Raw genomic sequence first — 26,148 nt, forward strand, 5'->3', positions numbered from 1 at the left:
GGTCATGAGCCGGAGTCTGCGGTCGTCATCGGGTTAAGGACCGGCTTCTCCACCGTGACGTCATCGAGCTTCCATTCAGACATGATGCGCTCGTACTCGCCGTTCTCAAAGATGCCCTCGAAGGCTGCGAGCATGGGGGCCGCCAACTCGTTGTCCTTGGGCATGAACATGGCAAGCTGGTCCATGCCCGCGCCCTGCTCATCCGACTGCACGATGAACTCGAAGGTTCCAGGGTCTTGTGCCTGCATGTCCAGCGCCGCGGTTTGAGTGGTGCCAGCGTAGTCCGCGCGGTCCGACTGAACGGCCAGGATGGTGGAGTTGGTATCCTCCAAGCCAATGAACTCTGGGGCCCCGAGGCCCTGCTTCGAGCACCACTCGGCATAGTGCTCCAGCTGGCTCTCGGTGACCGAGCCCGTGACGCCAGCAACGCGGGCACCGCAGACCGCCTCCGGAGAGCCGAGCTCGTCCTGGCGCTCGGCAAGGTAGAGATAGGAGGTCCGGGTGGTCATCCAGACCACGGCGTCGAAGTCCTCCTCACGCTCGGCAGTGGTCCGGACCGGGCCGTTGAACGCGTCGTACCGGCCGGAAAGCATGCCGGTCAGCATCGCGTCCAGACCGGAGGAGGTCTTGATGGAGAAGGGCACGCCCAGCTGCTCCGAGAGGGCGGCCTGGATGTCCGGGTCGATCCCGGTGATCTCCCCGCTTTCCTGCAGGGTGCGGTACGGCGGGTGCGTGTCGCCGGCGATGTTGATGACCCCGGCGGATTTGATGGCTTCCGGCAGCTGGTCGTAGACCGGCGCCTCCGTATTGACAGTGCCGGTGGAGACCCCGGCTGCCGCTTCGCCGGAAGACCCGGCATCGCCGCCGGCGGAGCAAGAGGCGAGGGACAGTGCGGCGAGGCCGGACAGGGCCACGGTGCCGAAACGGCTGAGCTTCATGGTGATCTCCCGAATGAGTGAGGTGTGTCACGTGAGCAGTGTTCGAGGAGAATATCATACTGCTTGATATTCTCACCACCAGTTGAGCGTGTCGCCGTCCGGCCTCATCCCCATCCGGCCTTGCTGAGCGGATACGTCATCGACGCGTGATCCTGCCGCATCTCCCTGTTCAGGAGGGGCAGGCCGCTTTGTCCGAGCCGCGATCGCCACGCTTGAGGCAACAGGGACCCGGCGCCGGGATTACGGTGGCTTCCCTGGAGAGTCGGAGCTTGCGCGCAAACTCCGACCGAGTCGAAGTAGATTATCAAACTGCTTGACATTATTTGTCGACATGGGCAGACTCACCAGAGGCCGGCCGACGGGCCGGAACAACAACGACGTTGGACGAGGGAGCACTGCAGATGCCCAATGCAAACAGGACGACCCATGCCATGATCGCCGCCGCCGCAGCGGTGGCGCTCACGGCAGCCGCCGCACCCGCGGTCGCGGCGGAGGACGCCGACACGATCGTCTCGGGCCGATTGTCGGATTCGACGGCCTACCGATTCGTCGTGCCCGCCGACTGGAACGGCACAGTCTTCGTCAGCCTTGACTTCGCGGGCGGCTCGCCGTCGGCCGCACAACAGGAGCTGATCGACCGCGGCTACGCCTTCGGCGGCACCACAAGGAATGTCACCGGCTGGCACCTGGGTGCCGCGGTCGACAACCAGATCGAAGCGCTCGACGCGTTCACCGCCGCCGCAGGAGAGCCGGACCGCGCGATCGCGATGGGCAACTCCATGGGTGGCATGATCGCCGCCGCGACCGGCGAGCTGCACCCCGACCGCATCGATGGGGTGCTCGCCGCATGCGGTGGCCTCTCGGGAACCGTGTCGCAGTGGAACCAGAAGCTCGACACCGTGTTCGTCCTATCACGGCTTCTCGACCCCGCGGGCGTCCTGCCGGTCGAGGACGTGCCGGCCGATATCGAGAGTGCACGCACCGCGTGGCTCACGCGCCTCGCCGAAGCGCAGCAGACCCCCGAAGGTCGTGCCCGCATCGCCCTCGCCGCGGCAATCGGACAGCTGCCCGCGTGGTCGCAGGCGATCGCCGACCCCGACCCGCACGACCCCGACGCTTACCAAGCGGCCTGGTACGGAGCCCTGGCCGGCGACCCGCTTCCCTACATCGGCCAAGCGATGAGCAGCCGCTACTCGAGCACCTTCGTGTTCGGCGGGATGCCGTCGTGGAACACCGGCATCGACTATGTCGAACAGCTGCGAAAGGCATCGCCCGAGTCGCGTCGGGCCGTCGCCGCACTCTACGACGCCGCGGGGCTTTCGCTCGACGACGACCTCGCGACGGTCAACGTCGGCGACCGCGTCGCCGCCGACCCCGACGCGGTCGAACGGTTCGCCGCGTCGTACCAGTTCACCGGCCAGATCAGCGTACCCACGGTGACCCTCAACAACGTCGGCGACCAGATCTCGACCGTCGCGCAGCAGCAGGAGTACGAGGAGCGCGTCACGCAGGCGGGCAACGCCTCGCTGCTGCGGCAGACGTACGTCGCCTCGGCCGGTCACTGCAGTTTCACCGCAGCCGAGACGGTCGCGGCAACGCAGCTGCTGCTGGACCGCCTCGACACGGGACGCTGGGGCAGCGCGAACGCGGTGCAGATGAACCGCGCCGCGACCGCGCTCGACCTCGGCGAAGCGCGCTTCCTCGGCTTCCACCCGGATCGGTTCAACCGATGATCACGCGCACGAATAGGGCATCCCGGCGGGCTCTGGTCCGTGCGGCCGCGCTGGCGGCAGGGTCCGGCCTCCTCGCCACGCTGATCGCGGCGGTCCCGGCGAGCCCGAGCGACGTCGGCGTCGCACCGCCGGAGATCCCGGCGGCCGCGCCGCCCGCCGCATACTCCGAGGAGCCTTCCCTCGCCGCCCCCGCGGCATGGCCCTTCTCGGAGGACTTCTCACGCACCTCGGGGACGAGCCGGTACGACGACGGCGCGCTCCTGTGGACGGACTGGCTCTTCGATGACGTGGGCGACGGCTCGCTCACGTACGCGGACGAGGCCGCGCACGCGAACGGCGCGGACGTGTTCCGAGCCGGAGTGGGGGTGCGCGGCGATCGCTCATACTGGCGCGTCGACTGGACCACACTCGCCGATCCCGGGCTCCCGATCGCGGTGTGGGCGCTCGATACCGACGCCAACGAGCGGACCGGCACCTCGACGTGGCCGGGCAACGCCGGTGTCACGTCGCCCGGCAGCGACGCGTTCCTGATCGTCTCCGCCGACGGCGTATGGCTCGAGGACGCCGAGGGCAACCGGCGCGACCTGGCCGGACGCGGCGGGCGGGTCAACGTCGACGAGCAGGCGAAGTCATTCGTCGCCGAGGTGCCGCGCGCGGCACTGCGCTTGAACGGCGCCTTCACAGTGCGCCTGGCTGCGGGTGTCGCCGATTCCAGCGGGGCTGGATTCGCCGCTGCGCCACAACGGGATGACATGCGCGTGTACAACGCCACGTTCCGCAGCGCGAAGCAGGAAGGCACGAGAACCGCAAACCGCCAACAGGCCACCGGGTGGGACAACGGTGCACAGAGTGCCGCGCTGGCCGAGGGGGATATGTCGCCCTTCGCGCTCGAACTCGACTGGCGCGAGCTCGCCCGCGGCACGGTCGATCCGCAGCCGTCACCCACGGGCTTCTCCACCCGCTGGTACGTCTCCTCCGTCGACCTCGGTCCGGGCCTGCATCCGGACACGCGTCAGCCCTTCGGGCAGCCGCCCACGACCGCGCCCCGGGTGTACGGTCAGGTGCAGCCGTACCTGGTCTACGTGCCCACGACCTACGATCCGGCTCGGCCCGCACCTCTGACGATCCTGCTGCACGGCGGAGGCAGCAACCACAACGGATTCCGGGGTGCGCAGGAGGACCACCTGTTCGGTCCGGTCTGCGAGGACCGCGGGTCGATCTGCGTCTCACCGCTCGGCCGCGGCGACGGCACCTGGTACGTCAACGAGGCGGAATTGGACGTCTGGGAGACGTGGAACCGTGTCGCCACGGTGTACTCCCTCGATGGCACCCGAACCACGATCGCCGGGCACTCGATGGGCGGCACCGGCGCGACGCGCTTCGCGACGAATTATCCCGACGTCTTCGCGGGCGTCGGCATCGTCTCGGGCGCCGGATACATGCAGGCCGCGGGCATCCGCGACAGCTCCGGCGACATCGCCCGTGTCGAGAACCTCGCAGCGATGAGCGTGTTCCTGGATGCTGGAACCGCCGACATCGCCGAAGGCAACACACGCACTTGGGGGGCGGCCCTCGAGGCAGCCGGTGTGGGACACCGTGTGCACTATTACGGCGGCGCGACGCACGGCGACTTCGGATGGCTGGGGTGGCGCGAGTACGCCGAGCACGTCGCGGGCGCGGAGCTTGAGACGTCGCCTGGTGCGTTTGCGTTCCAGTGGGACCCGCGCGAGAACCGACCCGACCTCGGGCTCGTGATCGACAGCGCGTACTGGGTCGAGGGGCTCGTGGCACGAGATGCCGCCGCGCGCTGGAGTCGTGTCGAGGCTCGCTCCGGAGCCCTCGACGCGATCGTGACCGAGCCGGTGCTGACTACCGACAGCGCGGTGTACGACGGGTTCCCGACCGAGATCCGCGCCCTGGAGCGCCAGTCGGCGGGCAGCATCCCCGCGAGCAGCGAACTCGACCTCGCGCTCGTGAACGTCGCCGCCGCGAACGTCGACCTGTCGGCCGCGGGGTTCGCAGCCGGGTCGCAGGTGCGGCTCCGGGTGACCACTGATGGACCGACTGCGCTGCACCTGCACGGCGCCGACAGGACGCGTCACCTGGACCTGGACGCCGGCACCCACGACGTCCTCTTCGGGTGACACGACGCCCGGCCTCCCGCATCGGCGGGAGGCCGGGCGTCGTCGCGTCCAGGGGACACATCGCGGCGCCGCAGCGCTGCACCCCCGGCACAAGATGTGGTTCCGTATCAGGACAGGTGTCTTTCTCCGAGACGCTTGTGCGTCAGTTTTACGTACAGCCCAACCTGACGTCAGGTGAGTGGGTGAAATCCCGTCAGGATAGAGTCCCATTCTCCTATTTCTGACGTCCTGCGACTCCAGTCTTAGAGTTCACTCTGACACGTCGCGAACTTCCATTGCCTGACCTCCCCCAGCGGTTTTGGCCTCAGCAGTGATTTCACGGCACCTTGGACATACTCACGGTTATCGGCGTCCTGTGCGTGTCGCTGGAGCGTGCCTACCTTGGCCGGGTAAAGGACGTTCCTGGGGCTGGTGCGCGGACCGCCCGGTCAGGGTTTGCCGGGGCAGATGCCGGGCGGGGCGGCTGCGCCCTGCGGGAGCCAGGTTCACCGCATCGGCGATCGCATCCGGGTTCGTTCCGGTATACAGGGCCTCGCCGAAGGTGTCGTCCAAGGCCGCCTGAGCCCGGTCCATGTCGCCCCGGCGCATCTCCAGGGCCGCCGCAGCAGCCCAAACCCGCTTCAGCGCCGCATCCATCTGTCTGACTTAGGGCCTGTCGGCGACGCTGAATTCGGTCACGTCAGTCACCCACCTTTCGTCGGGGCGCCGGCATCAAACTGCCGGTTCAGCAGGTTCGGGGCAACGATGCCGTGCTCGCCCTTGGTAAGAGTTGCAGCGTTTCTTCCGCCGGACCTTGCAGACCAACCGCAGCGAACGCAGCATTCGCCTGAGCCGCCGCAGATCCCGTCAGGCCAGCCAGCGACGCCAGCGTGACTGCTCCGGTTCCGGCGTTGGTTCCGGCTCCGGTTCCTCGCCCAAGGCCAGCGCGGCCTCGACGATGTCGTCCTCGGTGAGCGTCATGACGGCCTCACGATCGAGCGCGTCGAGACTTTGTTCCTCGTCCAGCGACAGCCGCAGCGCCTGGCGGTTGAGCGCCTGCTCGAACAGCGTGCGGGCGAACCGTGCGTTGCCGGAGTCCTCGCCCGCGTGGAGCCCGGTGAAAATGCGGCGCAGCATCTGGTCCGCACCCGGCTCCAGCGTGTACTCGTGTTGGGCCAGCATCTGGTGGAAGATCGTCTGGAGTTCGTCGATGGAGTAGTCGGGGAACGTGATCTCGCGGGCGAAGCGGGAGCGCAGTCCGGGGTTCGAGAGCAGGAAGGCCTCCATCAGCTGCGGGTACCCGGCCACGATCACGACCAGGCGGTGGCGGTGGTCCTCCATCCGCTTGAGCAGGACCTCGATCGCCTCGGGGCCGAAGTCCGCCCGGCCGTCGTCCGGGGCCAGCGCGTAGGCCTCATCGATGAACAAGACGCCGTCCAGCGCACGCCGGATCACCCGGTCCGTTTTGATGGCGGTCGCGCCGACGTACTGCCCCACCAGCCCCGAACGGTCGACCTCGACCAGGTGGCCTTTCTGCAGCAGACCGACCGCTCGGTACATCTCGGCCAGGAGCCGCGCCACGGTGGTCTTGCCCGTGCCCGGGTTTCCGAGGAACACCAGATGCTGTGATGTGGCCACCTCCGGCAGGCCGTGCGCCTTACGGCGGGCCTGGACCTGGAGCAGTGCGACGAGGGCCCGCACCTGTTCCTTCACGGTCTCCAGTCCGACCAGCGCGTCGAGCTCGGCCTGCACCTCGGACAGCGGCCGGGCCGGCCCGGGCCTCGCACCGATGAGATCGCCGACCAGGTCGTCGACGCGCTCAGAACCGTGCAGCTTGAGCTGATCGGCCAGATGGCCGATGGTTTCGCGCAGGTCGTCGAGCGGATTACGGCTGGCAGCCATGCATCCACTGTAGTACCCGGTACCCGACCCGGGGTGGAGTTGACCTCACCAGCATCAACCCCCTTTTGGCCGTAGTTCACACGACACAGGCAGTCTCCATTGGGCAATGCGGGCTCTGGCCGGAGAACAATGAGGAGATCATCCCTGCCGATCAGCTCCGTCCCTGACGGCTTGGCTCTGTAATACCTTCAGATGTCCAAACAGGGGAAACCCTGGACGCAGGTCGTCCGTAGGTCGCAAGCTGCCAACCACCTGCCATACAAGTCTCCGTTACGGAGGAGCATGGTTATCCCAGTTCTAGGTCGAATTCCTTCCCTGCTCAGGCCCAACCCTGCCCACCTCGGCCTGACTGTCCCGCAAACCGGCCCCCACCGCGACACTCGATTGCCACTCCCCCGCCGCGAACAAGAGAAGGTGTAGTGGGTCTGGGCCAGGACTCGCCGCCCCGCAAAAGCGGAAGCCCTGAGGCTTAGCATCGTATCCTGAACTGCGCCCATCCGGACCTCAGTTTTTCTTGAGGTCCCCAGCGAGCATCACGATGATGCCGCTGGGGTCGCGGACGTAGGTCTAGAGACGTCCTTATAGGTGCCATGTCCCGAGGCGGACTGCAACCGTGCCCGCGGCTATCTTCAAGGCTTTGTCCATAGCGTTTCATGCGTTCACACTGCTCATTCCAGCTCCTTTGATTAGTAGATCCTGCCCGCCAAGCATCGCTGCCTGACCGATTCTATTCAAAATTGGACTCTACATGTCACACATCACTCATACTAGACTTGCAATATGCGCAATCGAATTAAGAGTCTGGATGGACCTGATCTCCAGATCGTTGCCGCCCTGCAGCTGGCTCCAAGAGCGGAGATGCGTGAACTGGCCCAGATTCTGGACATATCCGCCAGCACACTCAGCAGGAGGATGAACTTCTTACGGCAGAATCAGCTGCTGCGCATAGTTGCGGAAGTCGACTGGTCTGTGGACAACCAGCCCTTCCCCCGGCATGTTTGGATCAATGCAGTTCCTGGGCAGGCCCGGGACGTAGCACGTGCCCTCGCCCAGTTTCCCGAGGTGCAATTCGTCGCCATAGTTACGGGGCCTTACGACGTCTACGCGATCGTGCACCCCACGGACATGGAAAGTATTGAGGACCTTCTTGCCAACCGGCTGCACGCCGTTCCGGGCGTCTCCCATACGACTTCGGATCTGGCGGTTCGCCAGTTCGCATCCGGGGCCCAATGGAAGCTGGAAATTCTTAGCGAGGAGCAGGAACACTCACTTCGCTCGCTATCTCCCGCCGCCCTCCCCAACGAGGCTCGACAAATTGGCAACGATGAACGGCTTGTAATCAAAGCGATGCGGTGGGATGGCCGCGCTTCATCGGCGCAAATCGCACGAACAACCGGCCTCAGCCCTTCAACGGCTTACCGAATTATGGCATCACTGCTGGGCAGCGGACGCATAAAACCCCGTGTCGAAATTGAACCACCGCTTCTTGGCTACCCGCTGGAAGTCGTCATGCGGCTGACGGTACAACCCGACAAGACAGCCGACGTCGTCGAAACACTAAGAACCTCAAAACGCGCCAGACAAGTCACAAGGACAGCCGGGAGCTCCGATGCACTCTTCCACGGTGCATTCACTAACGAGATCGACCTGTCGGATTTCCTCGAGAATCGCCTTGGGTCCGAAGCAGCAATACACTCCATCCAGGTCTTGACGGTCCTGCGCACCTTCAAACGCTACTGGCTCCTCCGAGATGGGAACCGAATACTGGGACCGGCAACCGAGCTCGCACCGGACACAGGAAGCAGACCCGCAAAAGTCGAGATGGACAACGCAACAATTCCATTCGAGAGAGCAAGTGAGCGGCAGGCGGTGCGGTAAAGCTGTAGGCAACGCCTGCCGATAACAGCGCATATGTCCCACGTGCTCGATGGGCATAAGGGATTACATTTGCCGATGGCCTCACCGGGCCCTGCCGCCGCTCCCAGCCTTGCCTTGGGATGAACGATTTGTGCGGCAGACAACGATGCAGGCGCTTAAACCATTACACTGATCGCGGGGCGAAAACGGGTTGGCCGTCCACCCCGCGAAGCCTTTCATTCTGTTGGGGGAAATAATTGAAAATTAGTCAGTGGAGGCACGTGCACGCCGCCTTCCATGCCATGCTGATCGCCGCTGTCCTGGTGGTCGCCTCGATCGCCGGTGCACTGCCGGCCCGGGCCGCCGACGCCTTCCTTGAAGGCCGCGTCGTCGATGCCGCCGGAACGCCCATCAACGGCATCCGGCTCGACATCTACGCGCAACCTGACGGCAGCGAGATCAGCCAGACGCCGACCAGCGTTGTCACCAACTCGCTCGGCCAGTACAGTGCCGGTGTTGCCAGCGGCGGCTCCTACCGGGTCAAGTTCACTGACCCAATCACAACCCGTGAAGCTGGGCCTTTCCCCGCGGAGTGGCATCTGGACGCTGCTTCCATGGACGCGGCGACGCCTGTACAGGTCCCATCCCCTGGCGTCACCGGCTTGTCGGACACGGTGCTGGTGGCACCTGCGGCCCCCGTGCTGGAAGAATTCACTGAGGCTCCGGTGCCGGTCATATCCGGGACACCGGGCCTGGGTGCACTGCTGACTGCAGACCCGGGCGCATGGGCTCCTGACGCGGCCCTTAGCTACTTGTGGTACCGGGGAAACCAATGGGTTGGCTCGGGCAATACCTATCGTGTCCAGGAAGGCGACGGGAGTTCGGCGCTAACCGTGCAGGTGACTGCCAGCAAGGCCGGGTATAAGAGAACGACGCGCACTTCGGCACCGGCGCAGGTTCATCTCTTCGAAATGGCGCCCGCCGTTCCCGTTATCATCGGCAAGGCCCTCACCGGCAACACCTTGTCGGCTGACCCCGGGACTTGGGTGCCTGCGGTCTACCAGTACTCCTACGAATGGTTCCGCAGCGGCAGCAAAGTTTCGGGGATCACCGGCTCGACCTATAAGCTCACAGCGGCAGACCTCGGCCACGCGATCACCGTTGGGGTGACGGGCGCCAGAGCCGGATACAAGACGACCACAAAAACGGCTTCGCCGACCGTCGTCGTCGCCCGCGGCTCCTTCACCCCCGCTACACCCGTTATCGCCGGGGAGGCAGTTGGCGGCACCTCATTGACCGCCCAGCCTGGGAACTGGGGCCTTTCGGCAGCGTCCTTTGCGTACCAGTGGTACCGGTCCGGATCACCGATCGCGGGCGCAGTACGGCAGTCGCACTATCTCGGGGACGCTGACCTCGGTAAAACACTGACGGTCAAAGTCACGGCCACGGCCTCCGGAGTCACCACGGCCACCAGCACGTCCGCGGTCACAGGCACGGTCGTACCGGGCACTTTCAAGACGCTGGAAGCCCCCGTCGTGTCCGGGGCCCCGTCCATGGCCGCCGGCGAGAAGCTGACCACGGAAATGCCCAACTGGAAGCCTCAATTTTTCGATCACAATTACCAGTGGAACCGCGACGGCATGCCCATCCCCGGAGCAACCCAGACGCATTACACCTTGGGTGCGAACGACTTGGGTACACACGAGTACTCGGTGACCGTCAACGGCTACCTGAGCGGCTTGGCCCCTGGGTCAGCTACCTCATTCCCGGTTGCTGTCGAGGTCTCCCCCGGTTCCTTCAACCCGGGCACCCCGGTTATCACCGGAACCCCGAAGGTCGGGTACGGGTTCACCGTTGCGACTCCCGGCTGGGGGCCCGCGCCCGTTTCGCTGAAATACCAGTGGTACCGGGACGGGCGAGCCGTCAGCGGAGCGACCGCCAAAGCGTACTCCCCGACTTCAAACGATCTTGGCTTCCATACCTACTCGGTGCGGGTAACCGGCACAAAATCGGGTTTCATTACCCTTACCAAAACATCGGCACCGTACGCGGTCACGGTCACCAAGGGGACCCTTGGAACGGACGGTGTCATCTTTGCCCCGACCGGGACCAAGAAGGCCGGGTACACGCTCACCGCCTCATACGGAAACTGGTTCTGGACAACCCCGTCCATGGTGAACCCCAACGAGTCCGCTGTCGTCCGATACCAGTGGTACCGGACGGGAACGGCGATCAAGGGCGCAACGGGCAGGACATACCGCCTCACGGGTGCCGATGCCGGTAAGACAATCACGCTCCGCTATGCAGTCTCGCTGACGGGCTACAACACGTCCTACCGGCACTCTCGTGCAACAACGGTGATTGCCAAGGGCACCTTGAAGACCTCGACCCCGACGATCTCCGGGACGAAGAAGGTCGGCTACCGGCTCACGGCGAACCCGCGGACCTGGACGGCCGGGACCAAGTACAAGTACCAGTGGTACCGCTCAGGAAAACCCATCAAGGGCGCCGTCTACCGCACCTACAAGCTGACATCGGCCGACCGGCACGACACGATGAAGGTCCGCGTCACCGGCTACCAGACCGGCTGGAACACCGCATCCAAGACGTCCTCCTCGACTGCAAAGGTCAAGTAGGACAGCAGCAGGTTGAGGGGCCGGGCATTGTCCGGCCCCCTTCTTCATGCCTTCCGGTCAGTGCCACGGCTCGTCGTCGGGAGGTGTGTCGTGCCGGTCCTCCCGGATCTCCCGCCATGAGCCGTCGTAAATGTTCCACACCGCGTACGGATGGCCTTCCCGGTCCAGGCGTGCGTACCGCGCCGCCACATCGCGGAACAGCTGGGGCATCCCGAAGGCAAGGGTTTTGCTCTCGTACACCCACTGGAAGTTCTGCCCGCCGACGAGCTTGCGCTCCAGAGGCGACTCGGGACCGGGGCGGGCACCGAAGTCGATGTAGGTGAACCGGGGCCGCGGATAGCGGAACCAGTCACCCTTCCAGTGGTTCCAGCGGACCTCCTCGACCTCGGGCTTGCCCAGGACAAAGTTCTCGATGTAAACCTTGAACTGCACGTACTTCGGGTCGACCGGGTCTCCGAACGAATTCTCAAAGGACATGCCCACTCCGATCACCAGATGCGACCAAGGTAGTGCAGCCGGGCCTGTCCGGCCACCCCCAGATGAGGGCCCCGTCAGCCGCAACAATTTCCGGTGAGGGCCTTAGGGAAGCTCAACGGTCGCGCGTCTTCCTCCGCGCACATGAGGAAGATGAGCAGCCCATCCATGTACGAAAACCTTGACGGATCCCCGCGCTACGGCATCCGCACCCTCGAGACGCCCGCTACCGCCGTCGTCGAGGTGCCGCACGCCCCAGCCGGCGTTCTTCGGCCGTATGCGTCCCGGTCGAGTATCCTCCGTTCACTTTCCGGCTCGACGGGGCTTCATCTGCTCCGTCGGTGCTGTCCTCCTTCACCATCATGCTCTTCTCCGCGAAGTACATCTTCGCCTTCGTCAACCGCCACCCCACCGTCAAGATGCTCGCCCTGGCCTTCCTGGTACTGATCGGGGAGTTCCTGATCGCCGACGGGTTCGAGGTCAAGAATGACAAGGCTCTCATCTACGGCCCGATGGCGTTCGCCATCGCCGTGGAAGCACTGAACCTGGCGGCCAAGCGGCGGCAGGAAAAACGCCTGGGCAAGCCCATCGACCCTGTCCATCTGCGCCACGCCTACACGAAAGCCGATGACCGCGATGCCGTCGCCGCCGCAACAGCCCGTGGGCCGGAAGCCGGCGACGTCCACCTGTCCCGCAAACCGGTCACCGGCCGAATCACCGACGACGACGGACACCAGGAACCTGCCGGGCTGGGCTAACCCGATGAGGCCGCCGACCAGGCCGGACGGCGCTTCTGGTCACAGCTACACATCCGATGACCCAACGGCAGGTGCGGAATTTCAAACGCCGATACGGCGCATATGACCAGTGATAGGAGAAGGGATGGTTCGTCGCCTAAGCGCCTGCGGCAGCGCCCCATTAATCCGATGCGACCACGTCATCCGTAAATACCAGTCGTCGCTCGCCCAACCCGTCCTCGCGGATCCAAGCTGCCCCGATTTCCGGCGCGATCTGCTCTACAATGCCGCTGATCCTCGTCCCTGCAAGGTCCAGGGCCTCGACATGCTCGCCTTCGTTCCAGATCATCTCTGCCATGGTGCTCCTCCGGGTCGGTCATCCTATGCTTCTTCCACTTCCGGGACGCCCGTTTCGTTCCCTTATTAGTGAGCCCTAAGCCATGGAGAAGTTTCCCTGGCTTGATGTACGGCTCGGCGACCTGAAAGGCCATGAATGGCCGCCGAGTAACAACTACCGATAACGGCGCATACGACAAGTGGCGGGTTTCGGCCTCGCTGCCCTGTATGACGCCAGGACTATGTCCGCCTGCCTTGCAAGCGCTTGTGTTGATTGTCCAAGGCGTTCGGAATCCGGGGCTACAACGGAATATCGCCGCGAATAGCATCAGATCTGCTGTGGGCTGCAGCAGATGCACCCGTTGTGCACGGTTCAGCATGTGGGTGAGACATCTCATCTGGACACTGGACACGGACAGCATTTTCAGGTTCACTCCCCATATGGACTGGGCGGCCCTCGCAGCGGTTATCTCGGCAATCTTCGGCATTCCTGTTGCCGCACGAGAGCTCACCGCCACGCCCAGGCTTGAGCGTATGTCCAAGGCACTAGGAGAAGCTATTGCCTATATCGGAAAAGATACGTCCAAGGGACAAGTCCTCCTCCGTGTCGCGGAGGATGTCAGTCTGCGGCTGGCTGCTCGCCACATGCTTCCACCGTTGCTGTGGCCTTGGCTGTGGATTCCTGTCCTCCTGCTCCTCTCGTTCCAGTTGGAGCCAACATTGAACTCGCTCATTGGGCCAGAGGGAGCACAAGGTCAGGGCATACGAAGAACTTTGTCCGTGCTCTTGTTCGGCGGCGCAATTCTGACGGGAGTGTTTCTATATCTCAATACGAAGCATCGTCGGCGTGTTCGCAACCGGATGGTTGATGCGGGCAGAAAAGGGATTCTCATGCACGAGACCCACGATCGCGTGCGAGGAGGAGGAAATCAGACGGCACGTCTAACGAATGTAACCACGGAGCCGAAAAGCCTTCGTCACGAACAAGGTAATGGAAATCAGCAAGAGTGAAGGCTAGATTCAATAAACTTCAAATCTAAAAAATGCAGCAAGGAGCCTGCTCCCGGTTTCGGGGACTCAATCACCAAACTGCTCTCCAACCATGCCCCGCAGGCAGAAGTCAGTCTTTGCGCAACTGCTGAATTACAGTGGGAAAGGCAAGTGATGCAGGCGGTCTCAGCCCCCTAGAACTGGTCATTTTCTTCACACCATTGCGGTGCTAGGCTTCGGCCATTCCCGGATGAAGCGGAGACCTGACATGGGAATGCTGGAAAGTCTCAAGAAGTCGCTGTTTGGTGACAAGTCCGCCGAAACGATCAAATCCGGAACACTGGTAACGACGAGGGGCACCGGGGTAATCGCCGTAGGCCTCATAGGTACCTTCTTCATCATGGACGCGCTGGGGGCGGAGCCGTGGGAAGGACTGTCTCCCGAAAACAAACTGGAATTTGTCCTGGCCACCGACGTTATCTGGGCGTGGATTGTGGCTGCCGATTCCATAGCCCGTGGCATCGCGGCAGCGGCAGTCCGGCCAGCCGTCGTGCGGCTTCCTGCCGGTCTGATAGCGACCAGAACGAAAGGCCGCGATAGCACCGGCTGGACAGTAGTGGACGTTGAGATTGCCCCGAAGGCTGGGCAATCGTCGATGAAGTTTCTCGTGGTCAGGGAATCAGAGACGGTTTGGGTCGATAGCGACGAGTTGGAGTTCCAGGATGAACAACGCAAGTTTCAGTGAGTCCGGCCAACAGTCCCCTGTCGGTTCGGCGGCCGGGCTCTTGGTTTACGTACCGAGCATAGGACTGAAAAGCCAGGTGGGCAGACATACCGACCTGTTGCAGCGCCTTGCGTCGGATCCCGAACTTCAAGGCTGGGCTTTCCGCACCTACGACCACGGGATCGGCCCGTGGAGCAGGACTGGAATGCGCGCTGCAGCCAAGCAACTGGCGGTACAGATCCGCACGTGGGCGGGGGAACCGTTCGGGACCGAAGGCCCGAAGGAGATCATCCTCGTCGGCCACAGTCTGGGCGGGCTGCTTCTGCGGCAGGCGTTCCTCATGGACCACGATGCGGCGCACGGAAAAGGCCAGGTCAAAACCTGGACGTCCAAGGTCAAGCGCATTGTTCTGCTGGCCACGCCCAACGCCGGTTTCCGACGCGAAAACCTGCCCTTGCACCTCAGAGCCCTCCTCGCAGCAGTGTCCCTCGGACCTTCGCTGACCATGCAAGAGATAGAGTCCGGCTCGGATTTCATTACCGACCTGCGGCTCCGCTGGTTCTCGCTGTGGGCAGGCGATCACGGGCACAACGGCACTGAGCTTCCGAAAGTGGTCCAAGTTCTCGGCGACCGGGACACACTGATCAGCAGCGAAGACGTGGAAGACACGAAATTCCTTCCCCGTACCGCGCAAATCCACGTCCCCGGCGCCCATCACGGTGATCTGGTGGATCTCTCTTCAGCCTCTGACCCGCACTGTAGGTACAACCTCCTGCGACACGCCATCTGTGGGACGTTGGGCGAGGAGGAATATGCCGAACAGGGGCGCAGTACCGAGCCTGCGTATTTCATCCTGCACGGTATCCGGTCATCACGGTACGGGAACTGGGTGAGGAAACTGGCCGACGCCCTTAGCCAAAATCCCTGTCCCGGAGGCTCCGTCATATTCACCCCGTCCTACGGGTTCTTCAGCGCCCTAGAGTTCGCCATGCCATGGACGCGAAAAAAGAACATGCGGCATTTCCTGCACTGGTACGGCAACTACTTTGTCACCCACCAGTCCGACAACATGTACTTCGCCGGACACAGCAACGGCACCTACATGCTCGGCCGCGCGCTACTCCAAGTACCATCCATCCACTTCCGCAGAATCTACCTGGCCGCATCCGTTCTCCCCCGAAATTTCCCCTGGTCAACAATCGTGGAACGAGGACAAGTCGGGCCAAGCGGATCCTCGGACACCAAGCCCGTCATACACTGCGACCGCGGGAGCAAAGACATCCCCGTGGGCTGGCTATGCTCAGCCCTCAACGGTCTAGGCATGACCGATATCGGCACCGGCGGATACGACGGCTTCGATCAATCGATCCCTGCTCTCGATGAGCACGACCAGGCGTTCCCCGGAGACCACGGCGCGGCCTTCGCCCCAACACCACCCCTACCTCCGGGAACCGACCGCCGCGACGAGGGAGCCACCGCACAGCACAAGGCTTTATTGGACAGACTCAGCCGGGCACGGATCCGGGCCATCGCCGACTTCCTTCGAGACGGAACGCCGGAAACCCCAGGGAGCGACGCATTGCAGACAGTAGAAAGTGATAAACGGTTCGCCAGGATCAGCAGGCTAGCCGGCGTCGTCTCACTACCCGTGGCCCTCGGCGCTGGAGCCGCAACTATCCAGGCTGTCGCCCGCTCACCCCGTTCCCGGAAAATGAAAATCGCCTTCGCGGCGCTAGCCGCATGGATCACAGCACGCTCGTTCTGATCCCCCGGGTCAGGGAACAAGGCATATCATCCGCCTGCTTCTTCACCTCAAGGCCATCAGCTCATGGCAAATACCCGGGGTAGGTGGCCAAACGCAAGAAAACTGCGGACGGACCTCATTCGGTTCGGAGCAAGACACCGATACCGGCAAATACCTCGGCGAGAACCCGGCGACTCACATGTCGCGCGAATTTTGCCGGACTTTTACTGCGGGCGTCACGGCTGCGGGCAATCCCGAAGTCCTCGAGCATGCCTACTATCCGCTTGTACTAGATGTATGAGGACAGGAAGTTGTTGACGGCAACGGGCACAGTTGACGCGGTAGGTTGCTGTCTTGCGCGCCATGGGGCGGTGGTAGTTGTAGTGCACGCTCCAGAGCACGAGACCGTCGGTGCGTTCCCGCTCTGACTGCCAGGTGCGTTCGTAGTGGAACTCTTCGCCGAGGATCCGGTTGTACCGCTCCACTTTCCCGTTGTGACGCGGCGTGTAAGGCGTGATCCCGCTGATATCTGGGCGGGAGCACCGCTTCATCGAACACTTTCGACCGGTAGCACGCGCGCTGTCGGTAACGATGCGCTCGATTGCGGTGATCCCGTGCCCCGCGAACCAGGTCTTCGCGCGTTCGAGGAATCCGGCCGCGGTCGCGCCCTGGCAACTCCTTGCCGGCCGGGCAACAAACCCCAAGCATCGGAAACCAAGGGGATTACGACTGGTTCTCGCAAGCGGCTGGAACAGGAACCGAGCTGGGGTGCGCTTAGGAAACCCCGGACAGCGCGTGAAGAAGCGCACCGGACGGGCAGTGCAATGGGCACCGCGGGCCACCGTTCGGGCTTCTCCCTTTCCGGGGGTACAAGGCTTTGTTCTCGAGGTAGAACCTGCAAAGACCTCCATGGATCCCTAGATGGGGGACTTTGACCGCCCTGGCAAACCTCCTCCCAGGACAGGCCCGGCATCGAAGCTGCCGGCCGTCACGCAGCGGGCAAATAGCAACCGCTCCCTGCCGTTTCCATTCTCTTCAGTGGCTAACGCTGGAAGGCTCCCAGGTGTCGCAACAGCTGTGATTTGGTGCAGATTTCATCTCTTCCATCTTGTCGGCATACGAACGGTCCGCCTTTTTCGTCTTCAATCCTTAGCTCGAACCCATTCGTCCTGCTGAAATCCGGCACAAAAATAACGTCGCTGCGCCCCTCGATGTCGATTTGCATCGATTTTTCGTGGTCACCGCTGAAAACGGTTGCCAGCAGGGAACCCTCAAAGTTCCGGGATGCCTTAAACTCCAGCACAAGGCTGGCTTTCTCACCTGGTTCAAGGTTGAACGCCGCTGGAGCGGTTGGGACTGCATCGGGACCAGAGGTTAGCTGTGCGAAGGATTTTCCATCGGCCTGTAACGCTCCACGCGGTACCTCGATCGTGCCCCCTATTGGGGCGGTGCAGTAGACAGGGATCAGAGGTACCGGTGCAGGTGCTGTTCGCCCCCTAGTGGTGAAATCGCCCACGGTGATAAGAGGCCCCGCCTCTGCGGTGCTGCGAAGGTTAATGAAGGCATTACGAGCGAACGGATCGCCATGCTTGGCCAGCCACCTGCGCTGCTCTTCACTGCACACTTTATAGGGCCCGTCGGGGGAAGGCACTAACTCTGTGGGCAGAGTTTCGAAAGGTGCATCAACGGGCACTGCATACCCCTCCGGACCAAGCATGTTCAGGTGTGCGGTAGCTGTCAACGAGTCAACGCTAGCGTCTGTAGTGCTCCAATCAGCACCGAGCTCTCTCCCGAAAGAGATGATGGGGATGGCCACAGCGGCGACTGCAGCTAAAACAGCCCAAGCTTTCTTACCCATCCCTAGGAAACGTTTCGAGCCTGCTTCCTGGGGCCTGGCTGCGGCTGCGCCACCTTGTTCGTGCTCGCCGTGCATTACGTCCCACCGCCTTCTTGGCGCCTACATATAAGTGTCAGGCCGGGGGCACCCCTCGGACAAGCAAACCTCGGGAGCGTTGACCATCGTCGCAATCGCCGACCCGTTTCGCCTGAAAATGACACCAGGCGGACAAGAGAGTGTCATTACGAAGATAACGACTTGGGAAAAGGGTTTGCGTGTGCGGATTGGGGAGGATCACGATGGGCAAGGTGGGCAATCTTCTCTTCTCTTCTCTTCTCTTCTCTTCTCTTCTCTTCTCTTCTCTTCTCTTCTCTTCTCTTCTCTTCGGAAGATGTTGCCTGACCAGCCACGGTGTTAGAAGTGCCAGGGAGGTTCTGTGTGTCAGAAGTCGTTGAAGGAGCCGAATTTTCCGGCGTTAAAGGCCAGCCCCGATCCGTTGCGGTCGCGGCAGGTCGTGACCTGGCCGAAGAAGACCTGGTGATCTCCGATTTCGTACTGGTTCACGACCGTGCAGTCGGCTTGGGAGAGGGCGTCCTTGACGACGGGCATACCGCTGTCGGCGTAGTGGAATTATCCTCCTTCGAAGTGTTCTCCTCCGCGGGTGGCGAACCTGCGTGCGATGGCTTCCTGTTTGGCTCCGAGGACGGAGATGGCGAACCGTCCGGATTCGAGGATCGCGTTTGTGGTTCGGGCGCCGGACTCGTCAGCGCCCGCGAATCCCAGTTACTCCTTGCCAACGAGACACCAGCTTCCAAAATTCAGGGCAAGAAGTAGCCCACTAGTACCTGCGACCGCCGATAACGGCGCCTATGTTGTCTTCAGGGGGATCCCAGGTGGTGACGTGAACCGGCCTGCCATGCAGGATCGTGGCCCGCTCGTCGCTAAACAGTGTTGACGGCGGCAGCGATCTCCTGCAGGGCGAGCCGTAGCTGCAGGTCGGTTGGAGCGCCATAGCCGAACACGATACCGTACCGCCGCGGCTGAGTATCGGTGTGGTAATAGGTTCCAAGTGAGGCGACCTGGATGCCCCGCTCCGCGAGGAGCGCTACGATGTGCTCGGCTGGTTTCGAGTCTTCCCATGAGAGGGTGGCGTGAAGTCCGCCCTCGATGGCATCCAGTCGGACGTGCGGGGCGAGGTTTGCGGTAGCCGCGATAACGAGGGACCGCCGGTGCGCGTACTCCCGCCCGACGCGAATCAGATGACGGCGCAGGCCGCCATTGCGCAGGAACTCTGCGAGGGCTGCCTGGACGAGACCGGACACGGGCTGCCCGAGGGTTCCGCGGACCTTGAGGACCTGTGCGCGCAGATCCGGGTCCGGAATGACGAGGTAGCCGCAGCGCAGCCAGGGTGTGAGTGTCTTGGAATAGCTGCCGATCAGCACGGCCTGATGCCCGCCGTCGAGGGAGGCGATGGCGGGCAGTGACGTAGCGCCGTGCCGGAACTCGCTGTCGTAGTCGTCCTCGATAATGATCGCGCCCGTCTCTTTCGCCCATGCGAGCATCTCCAGGCGTGCCGCGACTGGCAGCCGGCCGCCGAGAGGGTACTGGTGGCTCGGTGTCAGAAGCACTGCCGCGAACGGCCACTGTTCCCGAGCGAGTGCGTCCGGGTCCATGCCGCCGTCCCTCACCGGGATCGGAATCGGGACTGCTCCAAGATAGGTGATCACCTTCCGCGCCGTGGGATAGCCGGGGTTCTCGGTGGCGATACGCGCACCGGCCAGACCGTCCGGACGCAGCCCGTGAAGCAGCAGTCCGAGTCCGTCGCTCGTGCCTGCGGTCACCACGATGTCGTCGGCGCGGCACTGCACCCCCCGTGCGGCGTGCAGATGATCAGCGATCAGCGAACGCAGACCCTCGTCCCCCGCAGGCGGCGGCGGAAGAGAGGGCAGATCGCGTTTCACCGCGTTGCGCCAAGCCGCGACCCAATCGCGATTCGTACGAAAGCTGGTCGACGGGCTCCCCGGCGAAAGATTGATCAGATCGGAAGCCCGGTCAGGCGGCGAAGCACCGTGATCCCCCGAAGCTTGCGCCGGCTGAACAGATAAGCGCTGGGCTCCGGTGACGGGGAGGCCTTCCGCGACAAACGTGCCGGAGCCGGGCACGCTGACGACATAGCCTTCCCCGGCCAGGTCCTCGTAAACCGAGACGACGGTGCCGCGCGAGACGCCCATCGCAACCGCGAGAGCCCGGGTTGAGGGCAGCGCATCGCGCGGGGGCACCTGCCCCGAGAGCAGCGACGCACGCAACTGCTCAGTCAGATGCCCGCGCGCGGTAAGCTCCGGCGACCTTGCCTTCTGGAGCACGAGGTTGACCGGGAACGCATGGCGCATATCCACATCTTACTGGTCTAACCTTTTGTTCGTTTTCCGGCATTGTGGCCAAACCGGAAACCTTCGTATGGTAAAAGAGTGGCAGCACAATGCCGGCCAGGCGCGCACTCGGGACCCTCTCGCTGATGCGCCACGACCCGGACAACGGGGCGATCGAAGTCGGGTGCGTGGTCTTCTCCCGTGCCCTTCAGCGCACACCGGTCTCCACCGAGGCCCAGTTCCTGCTCATGCGATACGTCTTCGACGACCTCGGATACCGCCGCTACGAATGGCATCGCGCAGACTAGGCGTAGAAACTCGAGGCCCGCTTGCTCGTGACAACACATGGTTCGCTCGCCAGGGCCCTGTCAGGTCGTTCAAGGTCGGGCAAGAAGTCGGAGGCCCCGGCGGGACCTGATACGGAAAAATTGCCCAACCGGCACACGCGTGCTCGATAACCAACATTTTCGTCCCAACTGCACTCACTCATCGAAAGCTCCATTCGTCAGTCGTACCTAAGCTGCCCTGTAAGCACTACCCCGGGCGGAGGTTGTCAAATGAAGCAACATATCCGGATATGCGGAGTTATTAGATGAGTCAACAGTGGGCACTGGCTTCAGGGAACAGACCGGCGTAGCGTCGGTAAATGCACGAAGGCGCGGCGGGCGGTTAACCGGACGGACCCTGCCGTGGCCTGCAGAAGCGCATCCTTGAGAAGGAGCGGGGAATGGCTGGATGGAATGCTGACACCGCCGCCGGGCCACTCGGGTCCGGTACTGTCACCTTGGTGGAGGGCACGTCCTTCTGCATATCCTCGGCGAATGGGGACATGTATCCGGAATACCCGCACGGGGTTTTCTTCCAGGACACGCGTATCCTCTCCCGCTGGAGCATGACAGTCAACGGCCAGCCGCTGGAGCCCCTTGCGGCGACGATGAAGGAGCCCTACCGGGCGCTGTTCGCGGGCCGCGTGCCCCGCTCGGACGGCTATGCGGATACCCCGCTCATCGTGGAGCGGCTGCGCGAAGTCGGGGCTGGAATCCTGGAGGAGATCACCGTCCGGAACTATTCGGCGGACCCCGCCGAGTGCATGATCGCCCTGGCCGTTGAATCGGATTTCGCGGACCTGTTCGAAGTGAAGGAGGCGCGAATCCAGCGGCGCTGGGACGAGACCCGCGAGCCCGGGGACGGTTCCTTGGTCATTCGCGCCAGCTGGCAGGACGTTATCAAAGGTATCGTCGTCAAGGCTGGCGGCGCCGACGTGGCGCCGGAGGGTCTGATGTACCGGGTGGTCATCCCGTCGCACGGGTACTGGCATACCCGACTGAGCGTGGTGCCCACCGTGGACGCAACCGGTCCCGCGGGGCCGTTTGAGCATCCGGTCTCGGGCGAGATGTCCCCGCGCGATAAGCGCCGGCAGGAGTGGGTGGCCAGGATCCCAGTGCTGCACATGAGCAACCGCGCCATTCAACGGACCCTGCAGCGCAGCTACGACGACCTGGGCGCCCTGCGCATCGAGGACCCGGACCATCCGGACCGGATCGTAGTGGCCGCCGGCGCGCCTTGGTTCATGACCCTGTTCGGCCGTGACTCATTGTGGGCCTCGCACATGGCGCTGCCGGTGGACCCATCCCTGGCCCTGGGCACACTCCAGACCCTGGCCGACCGCCAGGGCACGCATGTGGACCCGATGAGCGAGGAGGAACCGGGCAAGATCCTGCACGAAGTCAGGCTCGGGGTCGGCACGGGGCAGGCGCTGGGCGGCAAGTCCGCCTACTACGGCAGCATTGACGCTACCCCGCTGTTCGTGATGCTGCTCGGAGAGGTTAGCCGCTGGGGTTTCGCCCAAGAGACCATCGCCGCGCTGCTGCCGCACGCTGACCGGGCCCTGGACTGGATTTACAACTACGGCGACAAAGACGGCGACGGGTTCGTCGAGTACGAGCGCCTCAACGAGCATGGGCTGCTCAACCAGGGCTGGAAGGACTCTTGGGACGGTATCAACTTCGCCGACGGCACCCTGGCCGAGCCGCCGATCGCCCTGTGCGAGGTACAGGCCTACGTCCACAGCGCTTACACGGCGCGCGCGTGGATGGCATACGACGCCGGCGACCTGGCTTTGGCAGCCGAGCTGCGGGACCGCGCCGCGCGCCTGAAAAAGCAGTTCAACGAGCAGTTCTGGCTGCCGGACAAGGGCTACTATGCCATTGCACTGGACAAGGACAAGCGGCCGGTGGACGCATGCACATCCAATATGGGCCACTGCCTCTGGTTCGGTCTTGTGGACGAGGACAAGGCGCCCCAAGTGGTCGAACGACTCATGTCACCGGAGATGTTCACTGGCTGGGGCATCCGCACGTTGGCCTCCGACATGCTCGCCTACAACCCGGTCAGCTACCACAACGGCTCGGTCTGGCCCCACGACAACGCGATCATAGCGGCCGGTTTGCTGCGCTACGGCTTCGTCGAGGAGGCGCAGCGGATCGCCACGGCCCTGCTGGAGGCGGCCGAATATTCGGAGGGGAGGCTGCCGGAGCTGTTCTGCGGCTTTGGCCGGGAGCAGTTCTCGGAGCCTGTGCCCTACCCGACGGCGTGCTCGCCGCAGGCCTGGGCGGCGACCACGCCGATTCTGCTGGTAACGAGCCTGATGCGGTACGACGCGCACCTGTCCCTCGGCGGCCTGTGGCTGGATCCGGTCCTCCCGGAGTCCTACGGAGACCTGCACATCACCAATGCTCCAATGGCTGCCGGGCGGATCACCATCGAAATTTCCGGTTCCACGGCAACCGTCCGAGGGCTTCCCGAGGGCATAGTCCTCCACCCCGGGCACCGACCTTGGATGACCGAACTCGTGGAGCAGGCCAAACTGCACCGGAAAAAGAGTGGGAACGCTCGGCCCTGACGGTCTGCCCCAGCGACGACGCCAGGGAGAAGTTCGTCAACGACTTCGTCGCGCCTTGGGTGAAGGTCGTGGAGCTCGACCCGCTTCGACCTGCGCAACTGAGGCGTCCGGACGGCTGCAGATGCGGCCGGCCCCGGAGCAGCCGCGGCGTCCAGAGCGCCCCGCTAGCCCATCCAAGAAAAAGCCCCGATTACGGCGCATCCGTCAATCGAGCGGAAAGTGGTCGGGCCCGCTGACCTTCGGCGCGAACCCACGGATTGACTAGCCTGTCAGGTCCACCGGCCGTCGGCTCAACCTCTCGCGGCGGCCTGCCTGGCCCGTCGCTCTCTCAGCCAGAGGACCAACACCAATACGGCGCCGACAGCCCAAATCAACAGCGGCCATCCCCAAGCATGGGATTCGGGAGGAAGGAGCTCGCCGTCCACCTGCCAAGGCCACAAAGCGCGAAGCGAGCCGAGGATCAGGCCGATACTGACCAATAGCGTGGTCCTGCGGTGCGCCTTCAAAAGATAGGCGAGGAGCCGGACAAAAGACCCTAGACCTGCGACCGCCCCAAGGACGAAGGCTCCAATGTATGCGATGTCCCTGTCGCTCACGGCCCCCAGAGTCGGCTCGTACATGCCCACCGTGAGCAGGATAAACGAACCGGACAACCCCGGCAGGACTAAAGCACACACGGCCACGGCTCCGCTGAGTGCAACGACCCACCACCCCGGGTTCTCCCGCGCCGGCGCCGGCAATCCGAGCAGCAGAAACACCGTGCAGGCAACACCCAGCACCATTGCGGCCTCGAGAGCCAAACGCATTCCGCGCACGGGCGCAGTATCTCGGACCATCGAGACTGGCACGAGCAGGCTGGCGGAAACCATTCCCAAGAAAAGCGAATTCGTCAGGATCGGCTGGGCCTCGAGGAGATGGCGGAGCGGGCCGGCGAAGGCGAACAATGCAAGGAACATCCCCAACGCCAGAGGCAGGACCAGCGACCATTCAACGAGCTGGAATCGGGCGCGGGCCTGATCTTTGGTTCCCTTGCGCGTACCGAGTATAAGGGCGTGGACGAGACTGCTGGCCGAAGAGATAAGGCGCTCGTAGAGGCCAAGGACCAGAGCCACGGTTCCACCGGAGACGCCGGGCACCAGTTCGACCAACCCGATGAGCGCGCCGTGAAGGCCGTATCCAATTTTCCGACAGACGGCGGTGAACGGACGCGGACGGACATCAACTGGTTTTGCAGGCATCCCTCCAACTTAACAGCAGCCAGGTTGAGCGCCGGCCCCGCAACAGCGCGGCGACCACATCGTGACACCCCCCACGTCAGCGCTTAACCTTCGCTGCGGACCTTCTTAGGTAGAGCAGCCGCTCAGCGCTTCATTCTGCTGAGAAACTCCGACCACTTCACGCCGATAAAGCGCATACGCGCGCCCAAGGGCTGGTAACAGTCCTTACGTCCGAGTTCGCAATGTTTGGAAGATTCGGACGTATGCGCAGTCCGCCGCACGCCGCCGTCGTTGACCGGACGGGCGTGCCGCGGACTGGGCCAGTCAGAGGGCCTGGCGCCGGGCCAGCCGCGTGCCGGTCTTGGCCAGCATCAGGACCAGCAGCAGGATGCCGACGTAGCCGTTGATCACATACACGAGATTGACCATTTGGGAGAACGGCAGGATCAGGCCGATCACGGTTCCGGCTGCGGCGAGGGCGATGGTCAGGTACTTGAAGCGGAGCGTCTTGTCGGCGGAAAAGCGTGACGAGACGGTCCACAGCAACGGTACCGCCGTCGTGTAGATGCCGGCAAGGATCACGACCGAGATCCCGGAGGCGAGCAGCGGGCTAACGTCGGACGCCAGGACGAGCATCGGAATCTCGGTGCCGCCGACCCGGGTGATGTTCGCGAGCAGGCCCAGGCCGACGATGATGCAGGCAACCGAGAAGGCGAGCGCCCCGACCAGACCGCCGGTGGCCGCTTCCCTGCGGCTGCGCGCCGTTTTGCCCAGCGCGGTGAGGAAGGCTGCCAGCCACAGCATGCAGAAGCCCACATAGGACAGCCCGGACATGAACCAGTTCGTGGACGCCTGGGTCAGCTCCAGCTCGGGCAGCAGTGTGTTGCCCTCGGCGATGCCGGCCGGGTTTTGGACGATCCCGACGATGCCGAGTGCTACCGCTATCACGACGATCAGGGGGCCGATCTTGCCGATGACATCAACCAGGCTTTTCAGGCCGAACCACACACTGATGCCGACCGCCACGGCCAGCCCGACGCCGCCAATGTACTTCGACATGCCGTAGTGCTCTTCGAAAACAGCGCCGGCGCCGGCGACCATCACGGTGAAGCTCAGGAAGACGAAGAGGATGGAGAAGAAATCGAAGAACGTTCCCAGATGCTTGCCGCAGTAGTAGTGGAAGATCAGCGACGGTCGTTCGAACTTCTTCGTCTGGCCGACGGTGAAGAACTCTATCGCCACATACGTCATCAGGACCAGGACCAGGAGGCCTGTGCCGAAGATGCCCCAGTAGCCGTACGAAGTGAAGTACTGGAGAATTTCCTGGCCGGTAGCGAATCCGGAACCGATGAGGAACGCAACAATCGCGCCGGCGTACGTGAGGACGCGCAGGAAGCTTGTCTTCTCGACGGTGGCCAGATGCGCTTTGGTGGGAGATGGATGTGCCATGTCTACTTCCTGCGGGAGCGTGATATATCAGTTGTAAAGGAACGCTATGGCAGGAGTGTGATCCAGTCAACATCTGACAAGCAACGTTTATCCACTCACTGGACTACTCCCCGATTTCTAGGGCATTAAGCGTTGAAATACACGCTTGACTCGGCCGTAACATTCAGGACGCGATTTACC

Annotated in this window: 20 protein-coding genes; 11 read left to right on the forward strand and 9 right to left on the reverse strand. The window is 63.3% G+C overall.

The window, feature by feature from the left end; translation table 11 throughout:
* Positions 1-2 precede the first annotated feature (2 nt).
* Positions 3-938, reverse strand: a complete 936-nt coding sequence (locus AC5RWO_RS18980; RefSeq protein ID WP_498733124.1) for a transporter substrate-binding domain-containing protein — start codon at positions 936-938, stop codon at positions 3-5.
* Positions 939-1,339: 401 nt separating this feature from the next.
* Between AC5RWO_RS18980 and AC5RWO_RS18985 the strand changes: the two genes are divergently transcribed.
* Entirely contained in the window at positions 1,340-2,671 is a 1,332-nt protein-coding gene (locus AC5RWO_RS18985; RefSeq protein WP_498733126.1) for an alpha/beta hydrolase, read from the forward strand.
* Positions 2,668-4,815, forward strand: a complete 2,148-nt coding sequence (locus tag AC5RWO_RS18990) for an alpha/beta hydrolase-fold protein (protein ID WP_498733128.1) — start codon at positions 2,668-2,670, stop codon at positions 4,813-4,815. The genes AC5RWO_RS18985 and AC5RWO_RS18990 overlap by 4 nt, the downstream gene beginning before the upstream one ends.
* A gap of 846 nt (positions 4,816-5,661) precedes the next feature.
* Here the strand turns inward: AC5RWO_RS18990 and AC5RWO_RS18995 are convergent.
* On the reverse strand, positions 5,662-6,696 hold the full coding sequence (locus AC5RWO_RS18995; RefSeq protein ID WP_498733130.1) for an AAA family ATPase: 1,035 nt from the start codon (positions 6,694-6,696) through the stop codon (positions 5,662-5,664).
* A gap of 780 nt (positions 6,697-7,476) precedes the next feature.
* Here AC5RWO_RS18995 and AC5RWO_RS19000 point away from each other — a divergent pair.
* Together AC5RWO_RS19000 and AC5RWO_RS19005 are read left to right on the forward strand one after the other, a co-directional pair.
* Entirely contained in the window at positions 7,477-8,574 is a 1,098-nt protein-coding gene (locus AC5RWO_RS19000; RefSeq protein WP_498733131.1) for an Lrp/AsnC family transcriptional regulator, read from the forward strand.
* Positions 8,575-8,834: 260 nt separating this feature from the next.
* The gene (locus AC5RWO_RS19005; protein WP_498733133.1) at positions 8,835-11,189 is read left to right on the forward strand and encodes a hypothetical protein; all 2,355 of its coding nucleotides are present in this window, start codon (positions 8,835-8,837) and stop codon (positions 11,187-11,189) included.
* Positions 11,190-11,246: 57 nt separating this feature from the next.
* Here AC5RWO_RS19005 and AC5RWO_RS19010 read toward each other — a convergent pair whose 3' ends face one another.
* Entirely contained in the window at positions 11,247-11,666 is a 420-nt protein-coding gene (locus tag AC5RWO_RS19010) for a hypothetical protein (RefSeq protein ID WP_498733135.1), read from the reverse strand.
* Between the two features lie 338 nt (positions 11,667-12,004).
* Here AC5RWO_RS19010 and AC5RWO_RS19015 point away from each other — a divergent pair, with 338 nt between their 5' ends.
* Positions 12,005-12,421, forward strand: coding sequence for a TerC family protein (locus AC5RWO_RS19015; RefSeq protein WP_498733137.1), 417 nt, complete (start codon positions 12,005-12,007; stop codon positions 12,419-12,421).
* 160 nt (positions 12,422-12,581) lie between these two features.
* Here the strand turns inward: AC5RWO_RS19015 and AC5RWO_RS19020 are convergent, their stop codons facing one another.
* Entirely contained in the window at positions 12,582-12,758 is a 177-nt protein-coding gene (locus AC5RWO_RS19020; RefSeq protein ID WP_498733139.1) for a hypothetical protein, read from the reverse strand.
* A 419-nt stretch (positions 12,759-13,177) separates the two neighbouring features.
* Between AC5RWO_RS19020 and AC5RWO_RS19025 the strand changes: the two genes are divergently transcribed.
* From AC5RWO_RS19025 to AC5RWO_RS19035, 3 genes are all read left to right on the forward strand, one after another.
* Complete coding sequence (locus AC5RWO_RS19025) at positions 13,178-13,747, forward strand: hypothetical protein (RefSeq protein WP_498733141.1); 570 nt, start codon at positions 13,178-13,180, stop codon at positions 13,745-13,747.
* Positions 13,748-13,994: 247 nt separating this feature from the next.
* Positions 13,995-14,471, forward strand: coding sequence for a hypothetical protein (locus AC5RWO_RS19030; protein WP_498733143.1), 477 nt, complete (start codon positions 13,995-13,997; stop codon positions 14,469-14,471).
* A 76-nt stretch (positions 14,472-14,547) separates the two neighbouring features.
* Positions 14,548-16,215, forward strand: a complete 1,668-nt coding sequence (locus AC5RWO_RS19035; protein WP_498733145.1) for an esterase/lipase family protein — start codon at positions 14,548-14,550, stop codon at positions 16,213-16,215.
* Positions 16,216-16,430: 215 nt separating this feature from the next.
* Here the strand turns inward: AC5RWO_RS19035 and AC5RWO_RS19040 are convergent, their stop codons facing one another.
* Both AC5RWO_RS19040 and AC5RWO_RS19045 read right to left on the reverse strand, forming a co-directional pair.
* A complete protein-coding gene (locus AC5RWO_RS19040; RefSeq protein ID WP_498733147.1) occupies positions 16,431-17,105 on the reverse strand; it encodes an integrase core domain-containing protein in 675 nt (224 codons plus the stop codon).
* Between the two features lie 131 nt (positions 17,106-17,236).
* Positions 17,237-18,052, reverse strand: a complete 816-nt coding sequence (locus AC5RWO_RS19045; protein ID WP_498733149.1) for a hypothetical protein — start codon at positions 18,050-18,052, stop codon at positions 17,237-17,239.
* A gap of 417 nt (positions 18,053-18,469) precedes the next feature.
* On the opposite strand from AC5RWO_RS19045, the gene AC5RWO_RS19050 reads away from it, so the two are divergent.
* Positions 18,470-18,865 carry a hypothetical protein gene (locus tag AC5RWO_RS19050; RefSeq protein ID WP_498733151.1) on the forward strand — a complete coding sequence of 132 codons (396 nt, stop codon included), beginning with the start codon at positions 18,470-18,472 and terminating at the stop codon, positions 18,863-18,865.
* 107 nt (positions 18,866-18,972) lie between these two features.
* On the opposite strand, the gene pdxR is transcribed toward AC5RWO_RS19050, so the two are convergent.
* Positions 18,973-20,421, reverse strand: a complete 1,449-nt coding sequence (gene pdxR, locus AC5RWO_RS19055; RefSeq protein WP_498733271.1) for a MocR-like pyridoxine biosynthesis transcription factor PdxR — start codon at positions 20,419-20,421, stop codon at positions 18,973-18,975.
* Between the two features lie 89 nt (positions 20,422-20,510).
* Here pdxR and AC5RWO_RS19060 point away from each other — a divergent pair, with 89 nt between their 5' ends.
* Both AC5RWO_RS19060 and AC5RWO_RS19065 read left to right on the forward strand, forming a co-directional pair.
* On the forward strand, positions 20,511-20,708 hold the full coding sequence (locus tag AC5RWO_RS19060; RefSeq protein WP_498733153.1) for a GNAT family N-acetyltransferase: 198 nt from the start codon (positions 20,511-20,513) through the stop codon (positions 20,706-20,708).
* A 419-nt stretch (positions 20,709-21,127) separates the two neighbouring features.
* A complete protein-coding gene (locus AC5RWO_RS19065; protein ID WP_498733155.1) occupies positions 21,128-23,302 on the forward strand; it encodes an amylo-alpha-1,6-glucosidase in 2,175 nt (724 codons plus the stop codon).
* Between the two features lie 290 nt (positions 23,303-23,592).
* Here AC5RWO_RS19065 and AC5RWO_RS19070 read toward each other — a convergent pair whose 3' ends face one another.
* Positions 23,593-24,540, reverse strand: a complete 948-nt coding sequence (locus AC5RWO_RS19070) for a DUF368 domain-containing protein (RefSeq protein ID WP_498733157.1) — start codon at positions 24,538-24,540, stop codon at positions 23,593-23,595.
* Between the two features lie 303 nt (positions 24,541-24,843).
* Complete coding sequence (locus AC5RWO_RS19075) at positions 24,844-25,968, reverse strand: YkvI family membrane protein (RefSeq protein ID WP_498733159.1); 1,125 nt, start codon at positions 25,966-25,968, stop codon at positions 24,844-24,846.
* Positions 25,969-26,148: the final 180 nt, after the last annotated feature.

Source organism: Arthrobacter sp. B055-34 (assembly GCF_059090425.1).

Coding starts and splice junctions, on each gene's coding strand:
- AC5RWO_RS19075 (WP_498733159.1), bottom strand. CDS start 25,968: ATGGCACATCCATCTCCCACCAAAGCGCATCTGGCCACCGTCGAGAAG.
- AC5RWO_RS18985 (WP_498733126.1), top strand. CDS start 1,340: ATGCCCAATGCAAACAGGACGACCCATGCCATGATCGCCGCCGCCGCA.
- AC5RWO_RS19070 (WP_498733157.1), bottom strand. CDS start 24,540: ATGCCTGCAAAACCAGTTGATGTCCGTCCGCGTCCGTTCACCGCCGTC.
- AC5RWO_RS19000 (WP_498733131.1), top strand. CDS start 7,477: ATGCGCAATCGAATTAAGAGTCTGGATGGACCTGATCTCCAGATCGTT.
- AC5RWO_RS19060 (WP_498733153.1), top strand. CDS start 20,511: ATGCCGGCCAGGCGCGCACTCGGGACCCTCTCGCTGATGCGCCACGAC.
- AC5RWO_RS19065 (WP_498733155.1), top strand. CDS start 21,128: ATGGCTGGATGGAATGCTGACACCGCCGCCGGGCCACTCGGGTCCGGT.
- AC5RWO_RS18990 (WP_498733128.1), top strand. CDS start 2,668: ATGATCACGCGCACGAATAGGGCATCCCGGCGGGCTCTGGTCCGTGCG.
- AC5RWO_RS19020 (WP_498733139.1), bottom strand. CDS start 12,758: ATGGCAGAGATGATCTGGAACGAAGGCGAGCATGTCGAGGCCCTGGAC.
- AC5RWO_RS19040 (WP_498733147.1), bottom strand. CDS start 17,105: ATGGAGGTCTTTGCAGGTTCTACCTCGAGAACAAAGCCTTGTACCCCC.
- AC5RWO_RS18995 (WP_498733130.1), bottom strand. CDS start 6,696: ATGGCTGCCAGCCGTAATCCGCTCGACGACCTGCGCGAAACCATCGGC.
- AC5RWO_RS18980 (WP_498733124.1), bottom strand. CDS start 938: ATGAAGCTCAGCCGTTTCGGCACCGTGGCCCTGTCCGGCCTCGCCGCA.
- AC5RWO_RS19010 (WP_498733135.1), bottom strand. CDS start 11,666: ATGTCCTTTGAGAATTCGTTCGGAGACCCGGTCGACCCGAAGTACGTG.
- AC5RWO_RS19030 (WP_498733143.1), top strand. CDS start 13,995: ATGGGAATGCTGGAAAGTCTCAAGAAGTCGCTGTTTGGTGACAAGTCC.
- AC5RWO_RS19045 (WP_498733149.1), bottom strand. CDS start 18,052: ATGGGTAAGAAAGCTTGGGCTGTTTTAGCTGCAGTCGCCGCTGTGGCC.
- pdxR (WP_498733271.1), bottom strand. CDS start 20,421: ATGCGCCATGCGTTCCCGGTCAACCTCGTGCTCCAGAAGGCAAGGTCG.
- AC5RWO_RS19025 (WP_498733141.1), top strand. CDS start 13,178: ATGGACTGGGCGGCCCTCGCAGCGGTTATCTCGGCAATCTTCGGCATT.